This window comes from Geodermatophilus sp. URMC 63, assembly GCF_053502565.1.
The window spans coordinates 728,789-742,071 of sequence record NZ_CP199956.1 but is presented as its reverse complement, the minus strand read 5'-3'; the positions used below and the strand labels follow the sequence as shown (position 1 = coordinate 742,071).

The 13,283-nt window shown below is 71.0% G+C and carries 8 protein-coding genes; 6 read left to right on the top strand and 2 right to left on the bottom strand.

Translation table 11 applies throughout. The features are described 5' to 3' along the window. The first annotated feature begins 25 nt into the window (after window positions 1-25). The 6 genes from rplK (at window position 26) to ACWIZO_RS03560 (ending at window position 11,564) form a co-directional block, all read left to right on the top strand. A complete protein-coding gene (gene rplK, locus ACWIZO_RS03585; RefSeq protein ID WP_446757398.1) occupies window positions 26-457 on the top strand; it encodes a 50S ribosomal protein L11 in 432 nt (143 codons plus the stop codon). Between the two features lie 133 nt (window positions 458-590). Beyond that, entirely contained in the window at window positions 591-1,310 is a 720-nt protein-coding gene (gene rplA, locus ACWIZO_RS03580; RefSeq protein WP_448641154.1) for a 50S ribosomal protein L1, read from the top strand. Between the two features lie 275 nt (window positions 1,311-1,585). Next, window positions 1,586-2,986 carry a 50S ribosomal protein L10 gene (rplJ, locus tag ACWIZO_RS03575; protein WP_448641153.1) on the top strand — a complete coding sequence of 467 codons (1,401 nt, stop codon included), beginning with the start codon at window positions 1,586-1,588 and terminating at the stop codon, window positions 2,984-2,986. Window positions 2,987-3,002: 16 nt separating this feature from the next. Further along, entirely contained in the window at window positions 3,003-3,398 is a 396-nt protein-coding gene (rplL, locus tag ACWIZO_RS03570; RefSeq protein WP_448641152.1) for a 50S ribosomal protein L7/L12, read from the top strand. A 655-nt stretch (window positions 3,399-4,053) separates the two neighbouring features. Further along, window positions 4,054-7,563 (top strand): DNA-directed RNA polymerase subunit beta, encoded by a 3,510-nt coding sequence (rpoB, locus tag ACWIZO_RS03565; RefSeq protein WP_446757393.1) that lies wholly within the window; start codon window positions 4,054-4,056, stop codon window positions 7,561-7,563. 95 nt (window positions 7,564-7,658) lie between these two features. Continuing rightward, window positions 7,659-11,564, top strand: a complete 3,906-nt coding sequence (locus ACWIZO_RS03560) for a DNA-directed RNA polymerase subunit beta' (protein WP_448641151.1) — start codon at window positions 7,659-7,661, stop codon at window positions 11,562-11,564. Window positions 11,565-11,787: 223 nt separating this feature from the next. On the opposite strand, the gene ACWIZO_RS03555 is transcribed toward ACWIZO_RS03560, so the two are convergent. Together ACWIZO_RS03555 and ACWIZO_RS03550 are read right to left on the bottom strand one after the other, a co-directional pair. Further along, window positions 11,788-12,831: an LLM class F420-dependent oxidoreductase gene (locus tag ACWIZO_RS03555; protein WP_448641150.1), complete on the bottom strand. Its 1,044-nt coding sequence runs from the start codon at window positions 12,829-12,831 to the stop codon at window positions 11,788-11,790. Window positions 12,832-12,894: 63 nt separating this feature from the next. Next, a complete protein-coding gene (locus ACWIZO_RS03550; RefSeq protein WP_446757390.1) occupies window positions 12,895-13,125 on the bottom strand; it encodes a hypothetical protein in 231 nt (76 codons plus the stop codon). Window positions 13,126-13,283 lie beyond the last annotated feature (158 nt).

Genomic DNA, 13,283 nt, shown 5'->3' with positions numbered 1-13,283 from the left:
CCCAGTCGGACAGAAGGAAGAAGTCATGCCCCCCAGGAAGCGGTTGACCGCGGTCATCAAGCTCCAGATCAACGCCGGCGCGGCCACCCCCGCCCCGCCCGTGGGTCCGGCGCTGGGCCAGCACGGCGTCAACATCATGGAGTTCTGCAAGGCCTACAACGCCGCCACGGAGTCGCAGCGCGGCAACGTGGTCCCGGTCGAGATCTCGGTCTTCGAGGACCGCTCGTTCACCTTCGTCACCAAGACCCCGCCGGCCGCGCGCATGCTGCTCAAGGCCGCCGGTGTCGAGAAGGGGTCGGGCGAGCCGCACAAGACCAAGGTCGCCACCGTCACGCGCGACCAGGTCCGCGAGATCGCCCAGACCAAGATGGCCGACCTCAACGCCAACTCCCTCGACGAGGCCGAGAAGATCATCGCCGGCACCGCCCGGTCGATGGGCATCACCGTCCAGGGTTGAGACGGAAGCCGCCGGACGACGGCGGCGTTGCACCACCGGGTCCGCACGGACCCGTCTGCGCACTCGTGGGAGGGCCGCGCCAGGCCCGCGCACCACACGATCCCCGGCTCGTCCCGGGGGAGAGGACACCACCATGGCGAAGCACGGCAAGAAGTACCGCGAGGTCGCGGCCAAGGTCGACCGGGAGTCGCTCTACAGCCCGCTGCAGGCGGCCGGTCTGGCGAAGGAGACCTCGCCGACCACCTACGACGCCACCGTCGAGGTGGCCATGCGCCTGGGCGTCGACCCGCGCAAGGCCGACCAGATGGTCCGCGGCACGGTCAACCTGCCCCACGGCACCGGCAAGACCGCCCGCGTGATCGTCTTCGCGACCGGTGACCGCGCCGCCGAGGCCGAGGCCGCCGGCGCCGACGTCGTCGGCAGCGACGACCTCATCGAGCGCATCCAGGGCGGCTTCCTGGACTTCGACGCGGCGATCGCCACGCCCGACCAGATGGCCAAGGTCGGCCGGATCGCCCGCATCCTCGGCCCGCGTGGCCTGATGCCCAACCCGAAGACCGGCACGGTGACACCCGACGTCACCAAGGCGGTCAACGACATCAAGGGCGGGAAGATCAACTTCCGCGTCGACAAGCAGGCCAACCTGCACCTGGTGATCGGCAAGACCTCCTTCGACCAGGAGAAGCTGGTCGAGAACTACGCCGCCGCCCTCGACGAGGTCCTGCGGGCCAAGCCCGCCGCGGCCAAGGGTCGGTACCTGAGGAAGGTCACCATCTCCACGACCATGGGCCCGGGCATCCCGGTCGACCCGAACCGCACCCGCAACATGCTGGTGGACGAGCCCACCGCCTGAACCGGGCAGCGACACCCGGAGGCCCCGCAGCGTCTGCTGCGGGGCCTCCGTCGTCTCTGCGGCGAGATCTGCACACCCGGGCGCACCAGCCTCCTCGAGGCGGCGAGTGTGCAGATGTCGCCGCCGCGCACCTGCGCCGCTACCGCGCGGATGCCGACGTCGCACCGGACTGGCGAGGCGCCGGCGAGATCGCCTGGCTCGTCTGCTGGCCGGCGCACCAGCCCGCCGGCGAGGCGCTGGCGGCGACCTGCCTGCGGTCGCTGGCCGGCTGGGGAGTGCGGCGGTGCTTCGCCGACGGCGACCTCCCCACGCCGGCCACCTACGGCATCCCCGACGCCTGGCCCCACGTGGCCGGCGTCCTCACCGCCGCAGGCTTCGACGCGGGGACGGCACGCGAGGAGATCCACCTCGCCGGCGGCCTGGGCGACGTCCCCGATCCCGGTCCGGCGCCGCTGCCGGGTCTGACGGTCCGCCGGATCGTCGGGACGTTCGGCGCCCGGTTCGACGCGGTCCTCGCCGGCGAGGTCGTCGGCTTCGCGGAGGCCCAGGACGACCACACCCGCGGCGGCAGCCTCTCCCGCCTGCACGGCTGGGCCGACCTGGCCGAGCTGCACGTCGCCGAGCACGCCCGCGGTGCCGGGATCGGCACCTGGTTGGTGGCGCACGTGGCCGAGTGGCTCCGGCTGGGCGGGACACGGCGGTTCCTGGTCGCCCTGGGCCAGGACCACCTCGACCTGGAGCCCTGGTCCGCCCGGTTCGGCTGGCACCGGATGGACGCACCCGGCGGAGCTGGGAGCGCTGACCCGGGGGCCGGACGACCGGACGCTCACCCCGTGTACGCTCGTCGGCGTTCCCCCACGACCGCTGGTCGTCGCACGTCCGCGTGTGATCGAAGGTCCCGGATCCCCGGGCGACCCGCGCAGGAGGACGGATCGATCGACGCGGCGCCCCGTGCCCGCGTCCCTCGCCCCGTGCGCCCTGCGCCGGGGCGTTCCTCGTCTCCGGGCCCGGGATCGCCCGCCCTCGTACGGCGTACGAGCGGTCGCCCGTCAGACGAGAGGAGGCCCATGCCCACGCAGGCGAAGGCCGCGGTGATCGACGAGATCACCGAGCGGTTCCAGAAGTCCAGCGCGGCCGTGCTCACCGAGTACCGCGGGCTGACCGTGGCGCAGCTGACCCAGCTGCGCCGTTCCCTCGGTGCGGGCAGCAGCTACGCCGTCGTCAAGAACACCCTGACGAAGCGGGCGGCGGACTCGGTCGGCCACACCGACCTGGCCCCGCTGCTCAACGGCCCGACCGCGATCGCCTTCATCGAGGGCGACGTCGTCGAGGCCGCCAAGGCGATCCGCGACTTCGCGCGCGCCAACCCGCTGCTCGTCGTCAAGGGCGGCGTCGTCGAGGGCCGCACCGTCAGCCCCGCCGAGGTCACCGCCCTGGCCGACGTCGAGCCGCGCGAGGTGCTGCTGGCCAAGCTGGCCGGCGCGATGAAGGGCAACCTGACCAAGGCCGCCGGCCTGTTCCAGGCCCCGCTGTCGCAGGTCGCCCGCCTGGCCGCCGCGCTGCAGGAGAAGAAGGAGTCCGCCGAGGGCTCCGCCGCTCCCGCCGCCGACACCGCTGCTGCCGACACCACCCCCGACACCGCTGACGCCGCGGACACCGCGGCCAGCACCGACTGACCCCCAAGGAGAGATCATGGCCAAGCTGTCCACCACGGAGCTGCTCGACGCGTTCAAGGAGATGACGCTGCTCGAGCTGTCCGACTTCGTGAAGCAGTTCGAGGAGACCTTCGAGGTCACCGCGGCTGCCCCCGTCGCCGTCGCGGCCGCCCCGACCGCCGGCGGTGCCGGCGACGGCGGTGCCCCCGCCGCCGAGGAGCAGGACGAGTTCGACGTCATCCTCGAGGCTGCCGGCGACAAGAAGATCCAGGTCATCAAGGAGGTGCGCGGCCTGACCTCGCTCGGCCTCAAGGAGGCCAAGGACCTCGTCGACGGCGCGCCGAAGCCGGTCCTGGAGAAGGTCGCCAAGGACGCCGCCGAGAAGGCCAAGGCCGCTCTCGAGGGCGCCGGCGCCACCGTCACCGTCAAGTGACCCCCCGCCCGGCCGTTCCCACGGCCGGGTCGGTCACCCTCGGGTGACCCCCGCCCGGCCGCACCAGGCCGGGGCCGCAGCACCGGGCACGCCACAGGGGCCGTCCTCCTCCGGGAGGGCGGCCCCTGTGGCGTCCCGGGCCGCGAGGTGCGCCTGCCGCGCCCGGCCCGGTCGAGGGGCCGCCGACCCCTCGCGCGGACGCCGGCCGGGCCTCCCCGCGCCCCGCTGGGGGGCCGTCGCGCAGGACGCCGAGGGGAGCGCCGCGCGGGACTCGGTGCGGCCAGGGACTGCCCGCCGGACGGCGTGGCGGAGACAACGGGCACCGGGGACTGGCATCATTGCCGCGCGGAACCGCCCGGACGCGAGTCGCTGTCCTTCCCGGGGGTGTGGCGTGGGTCGCCCCCACCTCCCCGACGTGGACAGCGTGCGTCAGCAGGGGTAAGGTTCCCTGTTGCGCTGCCCTCCGACTGCCTGCCCGCCGAGACGGGTCACCTGGGGTGCCCGGGATCGCCCGGTCCCCCGTGGACCTCCCCGTCGACCTCCCCGTCGACACAGTGGGCCGGACGCCGCGGACGGCGCCGCCATCACCGACGACGACCCAGGACGAACCCGCACCGACCGCCCGCACGTCGTGAGGTCCTTGGAAGGACGCATCTTGGCAGGCTCTCGCCCCACCAGCATCAACCCCCGCACCACCGACGCCGGCCCCTACGGCCAGCAGTCACAGGCTCCCCAGACCGGCCCCCGCACCGGTGAGGCCGACCAGCAGAAGATCCCCGGCGCGCCGCTGCGCGTCTCCTTCGCCAAGATCTCCGAGCCCCTCGAGGTGCCGGACCTGCTGGCGCTGCAGACCGCCTCCTTCGACTGGCTGGTCGGCAGCCCCGAGTGGAAGGCCACCCTGGCACCCGAGGACCAGGCTTCCGCCATCGGCGGGCTGGCCGAGATCCTCGAGGAGATCTCCCCGATCGAGGACTTCAGCGGCTCGATGTCGCTGTCCTTCTCCAACCCGCGCTTCGAGGACGTCAAGGCGTCCCTCGAGGAGTGCAAGGACAAGGACATGACCTACGCGGCGCCGCTGTTCGTCACCGCCGAGTTCATGAACAACACCACCGGCGAGATCAAGAGCCAGACGGTGTTCATGGGCGACTTCCCGATCATGACGAACAAGGGCACGTTCGTCATCAACGGGACCGAGCGCGTCGTCGTCTCGCAGCTGGTCCGCAGCCCCGGCGTCTACTTCGACAAGACCCTGGACAAGACGTCGGACAAGGACGTCTTCAGCGCCAAGGTGATCCCCAGCCGCGGTGCGTGGCTGGAGTTCGACGTCGACAAGCGCGACACCGTCGGCGTCCGCATCGACCGCAAGCGCCGCCAGCCGGTCACCGTGCTGCTCAAGGCGCTGGGCTGGACCGAGGACCGCATCCGCGAGCACTTCCAGTGGTCGCCCACGGTGCTGGCCACCCTGGAGAAGGACCACGTCGCCGGGCAGGACGAGGCCCTGCTCGACATCTACCGCAAGCTGCGGCCGGGCGAGCCGCCGACGCGGGAGAGCGCGCAGGCGCTGCTGGAGAACCTCTTCTTCAACCCGAAGCGCTACGACCTGGCCAAGGTCGGCCGCTACAAGGTCAACAAGAAGCTCGGCGTCGACGTCCCGCAGGGCACCTCGACGCTGACCGAGGACGACATCGTCGCCACCATCGAGTACGTCGTGCGACTGCACGCCGGCGAGCCCGACCACGGTGTCGACGACATCGACCACTTCGGCAACCGCCGCCTGCGCACCGTCGGTGAGCTGATCCAGAACCAGATCCGGGTCGGCCTCTCCCGCATGGAGCGCGTCGTCCGCGAGCGGATGACGACCCAGGACGTCGAGGCGATCACGCCGCAGACCCTGATCAACATCCGGCCGGTCGTCGCCTCCATCAAGGAGTTCTTCGGCACCAGCCAGCTCTCGCAGTTCATGGACCAGACCAACCCCCTCGCGGGCCTGACCCACAAGCGCCGCCTGTCGGCGCTGGGTCCCGGCGGCCTGTCCCGTGAGCGGGCCGGCATGGAGGTCCGCGACGTGCACCCGAGCCACTACGGCCGGATGTGCCCGATCGAGACCCCCGAGGGTCCGAACATCGGCCTGATCGGCTCGCTGTCGGCCTACGGCCGGGTCAACGCCTTCGGCTTCATCGAGACCCCCTACCGGCGGGTCGAGAACGGCACGGTCACCGACCAGATCGACTACCTGACCGCCGACGAGGAGGACCGCTTCGTCGTCGCCCAGGCCAACTCGCCGCTGGACGCGCAGGGCCGCTTCGCCGAGGAGCGCGTGCTGGTCCGGCGCAAGGGCAGCGAGGTCGACTACCTGCCGCCGGCCGAGGTCGACTACATGGACGTCTCGCCGCGGCAGATGACCTCGGTCGCGACGGCGATGATCCCGTTCCTCGAGCACGACGACGCCAACCGCGCGCTCATGGGCGCGAACATGCAGCGCCAGGCCGTCCCGCTGCTGCGCAGCGAGGCGCCGCTGGTCGGCACCGGCATGGAGCTGCGGGCCGCCGTCGACGCCGGTGACGTCGTCGTGGCGGAGAAGGCCGGTGTGGTCGAGGACTCCACGGCCGACTACGTCACCGTCATGGCCGACGACGGCACCCGGCAGACCTACCGGCTGCTGAAGTTCCGCCGCTCGAACCAGGGCACCTCGATCAACCAGACCCCCGTCGTCGACGAGGGCCAGCGGGTCGAGGTCGGCCAGGTCATCGCCGACGGTCCGTGCACCGACCAGGGCGAGATGGCGCTGGGCAAGAACCTGCTCGTCGCGTTCATGCCGTGGGAGGGCCACAACTACGAGGACGCGATCATCCTGTCGCAGCGCCTCGTGCAGGACGACGTCCTGTCCTCGATCCACATCGAGGAGTTCGAGGTCGACGCGCGCGACACCAAGCTCGGTGCCGAGGAGATCACCCGGGACATCCCGAACGTCTCCGAGGAGGTCCTCGCCGACCTCGACGAGCGCGGCATCATCCGCATCGGCGCCGAGGTCGTCCCCGGCGACATCCTCGTCGGCAAGGTCACGCCCAAGGGCGAGACCGAGCTGACCCCCGAGGAGCGGCTGCTGCGCGCGATCTTCGGCGAGAAGGCCCGCGAGGTCCGCGACACGTCGTTGAAGGTCAAGCACGGTGAGTCCGGCAAGGTCATCGGCGTCCGCGTGTTCTCCCGCGAGGACGGCGACGAGCTGCCCGCCGGCGTCAACGAGCTGATCCGGGTCTACGTCGCCCAGATGCGCAAGATCTCCGACGGCGACAAGCTCGCCGGCCGCCACGGCAACAAGGGCGTCATCGCGAAGATCCTGCCCCAGGAGGACATGCCGTTCCTCGAGGACGGCACCCCGGTCGACATCGTGCTCAACCCGCTGGGCGTGCCCGGCCGGATGAACGTCGGCCAGGTCCTGGAGACCCACCTCGGGTGGATCGCCAAGCAGGGCTGGGACGTCGAGGGCACGCCCGGGTGGGCCGCCAACCTGCCGGAGGCCGCGAAGTCGGCCGCCCCGGGGACGCGGACCGCGACGCCGGTCTTCGACGGTGCGCGCGAGGAGGAGATCATCGGGCTGCTGGGCTCGACGACCCCGAACCGCGACGGCAACCGGATGGTGCAGGAGACCGGCAAGGCGCGGCTGTTCGACGGCCGCTCCGGGGAGCCCTTCCCCGAGGCGATCTCGGTGGGCTACGTCTACATCCTCAAGCTGCTGCACCTGGTCGACGACAAGATCCACGCCCGCTCGACCGGCCCCTACTCGATGATCACGCAGCAGCCGCTGGGTGGTAAGGCGCAGTTCGGTGGCCAGCGCTTCGGTGAGATGGAGTGCTGGGCGATGCAGGCCTACGGCGCGGCCTACGCGCTGCAGGAGCTGCTGACCATCAAGTCCGACGACATCCTCGGCCGGGTCAAGGTCTACGAGGCCATCGTCAAGGGCGAGAACATCCCCGAGCCGGGCATCCCCGAGTCGTTCAAGGTGTTGCTCAAGGAGCTGCAGTCGTTGTGCCTCAACGTCGAGGTGCTCTCCGGCGACGGGCAGGCGATCGAGCTGCGCGACACCGACGACGAGGTGTTCCGGGCCGCGGAGGAGCTGGGCATCGACCTGTCCCGCCGCGAGCCCTCCAGCGTCGAGGACGTGTGATCGGCTGCCGGCCGGCCCCGAGCAGCGGGGCCGGCCGGCGCCCCTGACAAACAGCTAGAAGTGCAGTAACGAGCCCCCGGGAAGGGGTCCACTCAGTGCTCGACGTCAACTTCTTCGACGAGCTCCGCATCGGTCTGGCCACCGGCGACGACATCCGCCAGTGGTCGCACGGTGAGGTGAAGAAGCCCGAGACCATCAACTACCGCACCCTCCGCCCGGAGAAGGACGGTCTGTTCTGCGAGAAGATCTTCGGTCCCACGCGGGACTGGGAGTGCTACTGCGGCAAGTACAAGCGCGTCCGCTTCAAGGGCATCATCTGTGAGCGCTGCGGCGTCGAGGTGACCCGGGCCAAGGTCCGCCGCGAGCGGATGGGCCACATCGAGCTGGCCGCGCCGGTCACCCACATCTGGTTCTTCAAGGGCGTCCCCTCGCGCCTGGGGTACCTGCTCGACCTGGCGCCCAAGGACCTCGAGAAGATCATCTACTTCGCCGCGTACCTGATCACCTCGGTCGACGACGAGACGCGCCACCGCGACCTCCCGACCATCGAGGCCGAGATCAGCGCGGAGAAGTCCAACCTCGAGAACCGCCGCGACGCCGACGTCGAGGCCCGCCAGCAGAAGCTGGAGGCCGACCTGGCCGAGCTGGAGGCCGAGGGCGCCAAGTCCGACGTCCGCCGCAAGGTGCGCGAGGGCGGCGAGCGCGAGATGCGCCAGCTGCGCGACCGCGCCCAGCGGGAGATCGACCGCCTCGAGGAGGTGCTCGACACCTTCCGCAAGCTGGAGGTCAAGCAGCTCATCGCCGACGAGGGCCTCTACCGCGAGCTGCGCGACCGCTTCGGTGAGTACTTCGAGGGCGGCATGGGTGCCGCGGCCCTGCAGAAGCTGCTGGCCGACTTCGACCTCGACGCCGAGGCCGCCTCGCTGCGCGACACCATCCGCAACGGCAAGGGCCAGCGCAAGCTGCGGGCCCTCAAGCGCCTGAAGGTCGTCGCGGCGTTCCAGCAGACGCGCAACTCGCCCATGGGCATGGTGCTCGACTGTGTCCCGGTCATCCCGCCGGACCTGCGCCCGATGGTGCAGCTCGACGGTGGCCGCTTCGCCACCAGCGACATGAACGACCTGTACCGCCGGGTCATCAACCGCAACAACCGGCTCAAGCGGCTGCTCGACCTCGGCGCACCCGAGATCATCGTCAACAACGAGAAGCGGATGCTGCAGGAGTCCGTGGACGCGCTGTTCGACAACGGCCGCCGCGGCCGGCCGGTCACCGGCCCGGGCAACCGCCCGCTGAAGTCGCTGAGCGACCTGCTCAAGGGCAAGCAGGGCCGGTTCCGCCAGAACCTGCTCGGCAAGCGCGTCGACTACTCCGGCCGGTCGGTCATCGTCGTCGGCCCGCAGCTGAAGCTGCACCAGTGCGGCCTGCCCAAGCAGATGGCGCTGGAGCTGTTCAAGCCCTTCGTCATGAAGCGGTTGGTCGACCTCAACCACGCGCAGAACATCAAGAGCGCCAAGCGCATGGTCGAGCGTGCCCGTCCCGTCGTCTGGGACGTGCTCGAGGAGGTCATCACCGAGCACCCGGTCCTGCTGAACCGGGCGCCGACGCTGCACCGCCTGGGCATCCAGGCCTTCGAGCCGCAGCTGGTCGAGGGCAAGGCCATCCAGATCCACCCGCTCGTCTGCACCGCATTCAACGCGGACTTCGACGGTGACCAGATGGCGGTGCACCTGCCGCTGTCGGCCGAGGCGCAGGCCGAGGCCCGCATCCTCATGCTGTCGAGCAACAACATCCTGAGCCCGGCCGACGGTCGCCCGATCACCGCGCCGACCCAGGACATGGTGCTGGGCCTGTACCACCTGACCACCCTGGTGGCCAGCCGGTACGAGGCCGACGGTGGCCAGCCGGCGGCCTACGGCTCGACCGCCGAGGCGATCATGGCGTTCGACAAGGGTGCGCTGGGTCTGCAGGAGCGGGCGTTGATCCGTCTCGACGAGGTGTTCGGCGTCGACAACGGCAAGGTCAACGAGGCCTGGGAGCAGCCGGAGGACTGGACCCCCGGTCAGCCCGCGCTGGTCCGGACCAGCCTGGGCCGCGTGCTGTTCAACGAGGCCCTGCCCGAGGACTACCGCTTCGTCAACTACCAGGTGCCGAAGAAGGAGCTCGGGGCGATCGTCAACGACCTCGCCGAGCGCTATCCCAAGGTGCAGGTCGCGGCGACGCTGGACGCCCTCAAGTCGGCCGGTTTCCGCTGGGCCACCCGCTCGGGTGTCACGATCGCCATCGACGACGTCGTCACCCCGCCGGCCAAGCAGGAGATCCTCGACCGGCACGAGGCCGAGGCCCGGCAGATCGAGCGGCAGTACGAGCGCGGTGTCATCACCGACGCCGAGCGTCGTGGCGAGCTCATCGAGATCTGGACCCGCGCGCGGGCCGAGGTCAGCCAGGCGATGGTGGACAACTTCCCGACCACCAACCCGGTCTGGGTCATGGTCAACTCGGGCGCCCGAGGCAACATGATGCAGATCAGCCAGATCGCCGGCATGCGTGGTCTGGTCGCCAACCCGAAGGGCGAGATCATCCCGCGGCCGATCAAGGCCAACTTCCGGGAGGGTCTGTCCGTGCTGGAGTACTTCATCTCCACGCACGGCGCGCGCAAGGGCCTGGCCGACACCGCCCTGCGGACCGCGGACTCCGGGTACCTCACCCGCCGGCTGGTCGACGTCTCCCAGGACGTCATCATCCGCGAGGAGGACTGCGGCACCGAGCGCGGCGTCATCATGCCGATCGCGACGGTGGTCGACGGTCAGCTGACCCGCGACCCGCACGTCGAGACCGGCGTCTACGCCCGCTCCCTGGCCGCCGACGTGACGGCCGAGGACGGCACGCTGATCGCCCAGGCCGGCTCCGACCTCGGTGACGTGCTCATCGGCGCCCTCGTCGACGCCGGCGTGAGCGAGGTCAAGGTCCGCTGCGTCCTGACCTGCGAGTCGCTGCTGGGCACCTGCGCCACCTGCTACGGCCGGTCGCTGGCGACCGGCAAGCTGGTCGACGTCGGTGAGGCGGTCGGCATCATCGCCGCCCAGTCCATCGGTGAGCCCGGCACCCAGCTGACGATGCGCACCTTCCACACCGGTGGTGTCGCGGGTGAGGACATCACCCACGGTCTGCCGCGTGTGGTGGAGCTCTTCGAGGCCCGCGTCCCCAAGGGCAAGGCCCCGATCGCCGAGCTGGCCGGCACCGTCCGGATCGAGGACGGCGAGCAGTTCCGCAAGCTGACCATCACCCCGGACGACGGCTCCGACGAGGTCGTCTACGACAAGCTGTCGCGCCGGTCGCGGCTGCGGGTCGAGGACGGCGCCCACGTCGAGGTCGGCGAGCAGCTGACCGAGGGTGCGGTGGACCCGCACGAGGTGCTGCGGATCATGGGCCCGCGCGAGGTGCAGCTGCACCTGGTCCGCGAGGTCCAGGAGGTCTACCGCAGCCAGGGCGTGTCGATCCACGACAAGCACATCGAGGTGATCATCCGCCAGATGCTCAAGCGGGTGACCATCATCGACTCGGGCGCCACGGAGTTCCTGCCCGGTGCGCTGGTCGAGCGGACGCTGTTCGAGACGGAGAACCGCCGCGTCGTCGCCGAGGGCGGCGAGCCGGCCTCGGCCCGTCCGGTGCTCATGGGCATCACCAAGGCCTCGCTCGCTACCGAGTCGTGGCTGTCGGCCGCCTCCTTCCAGGAGACGACCAAGGTGCTCACCGACGCCGCGATCCAGGGCAAGAGCGACAGCCTGCTCGGCCTCAAGGAGAACGTGATCATCGGCAAGCTGATCCCGGCGGGTACGGGCATCAGCCGCTACCGCAACATCACGGTCGAGCCGACCGAGGAGGCCCGCGCCGCCGTCTACACGATGGCCGGGTACGACGACGGGCAGTACTACAGCCCGGACGTCTTCGGGTCGGGTTCCGGCGAGGCCGTGCGCCTCGAGGAGTACGACTGGCGGGGCTGATGCTCCGTAGCACGTGACGAGGGCCCCCGGACCGATCGGTCCGGGGGCCCTCTCGCGTCCTGGGGTGTCGGTGGCGATGATCAGGTGACCTGATCATGGCGCGTCCTCCCTCACGGTGGACGGTGAGGGAGGACGCGCTGCGGTGAGGGAGGACGGCGGCACCCGGTGGCCGGCCCACCTCCGCCCGCGTCCCGTCACGTGACGGGACGCGGGCGACCGCCGGCTAGCGGTCGGCCAGCCGACGCATGGTCTCCACGGTGCGCAGTCGGCCCTCGCGGCTGTCGTCGAGCGGCTGCAGCGCCAGGGTGGTGATGCCCGCCTCGGCGTAGGCGGCGACGCGCTCGGCGACGTGGCCCTCGGGCCCGATGAGCGAGACCCGGCGGACGAAGTCCTCGGGCAGCGCGGCGGCGGCCTCGTCCTTCTTCCCGGACAGGTACAGGTCCTGCACGGTGTCGGCCGCCTCCTCGAACCCGTAGCGCCGGGCGAGGTCGTTGTAGAAGTTCTTGCCCTTGGCGCCCATGCCGCCGACGTAGAGCGCCAGGTGCGGGCGCACCCGCTCGTGCAGGTGGTCGACGTCATCCCCGATGGCCACCGGGACACCGCAGATGACCTGCAGGTCACCGAGCTCGGGGTCGCGCTTGGCCTTCCCGGCGCGCAGCGAGTCGCCCCAGACGACGTCGGCCTTCTCCGGCATGAACCAGATCGGCTCCCACACCTCGGCGATCTCGGCGGCGAGCTCGACGTTCTTCGGCCCCAGGGCGGCGAGCATGACCGGGATCCGCTCACGGACCGGGGTGTTGATCAGCTTGAGCGGCTTGCCCAGGCCGGTGCCCTGGTCGGCCGGCAGAGGCACCGTGTACTTGGGTCCCTCGTGCACGAGCCGCTCGCGCCGCCAGACCTGCCGGCAGATCTCGACCACCTCGCGGGTGCGCTGCAGGGGGGCGTCGTAGGGGACGCCGTGCCAGCCCTCGATGACCTGCGGACCCGAGGCGCCCAGGCCCAGGGTGAACCGGCCACCGGACACGAAGTCCAGCCCGGCCGCGGTCATCGCCGTCAGCGCGGGGGTCCGGCTGTAGATCGGCAGGATGGCGCTCATCAGCTCGACCCGTCGGGTGACGGCGGCCAGGTAGCCGAGCTGGCTCACGGCGTCGAAGGTGTAGACCTCTGCGCACATGGCCAGGTCGAGCCCTGCGGCCTCCAGGTCGACGATCTCGGCCGCCGTCTCCTGGAAACCCCCCGCGTAACTGGCCTGGATGCCGATGCGCACCTGCACTCCTCTGGTCGGCGGCGCCCACGTCGGCGCCACCGGGACCGTATCGGGTGCCCCGGGTCAGGCCGTGCGGCTGCGCAGGGGGCGGATGGCCCCCACGACCTCGGTGACCACCCGCACGCCGTCCACGTCACCGGGGACCCGGCCGGCCGCGTCCACGTCGGCCACGTCGACCTTGACGACGTAGCCGGTGTCCCGTCGGGCCAGGCCGATGCCGACCACGCCCGACTGGGCGGACAACCGGTCGGTGAGGGTCTTCTTAGCGGCACGGGCGGCGGCACGGTCGGTCACGAGATCTCCTCGCTGACGCCCGGAGGCCTGTCGCCCGGAGGTGGGGGGTCCCCGGACGGCCGTGCGGGCTCGGTCACCTCCCCATGGTGCCCCGTCCCCGCCTGGAGCGACATACCCCCGGCCCAGGAGGTGACCCCTTCACCTCAGGGGGTGACGCG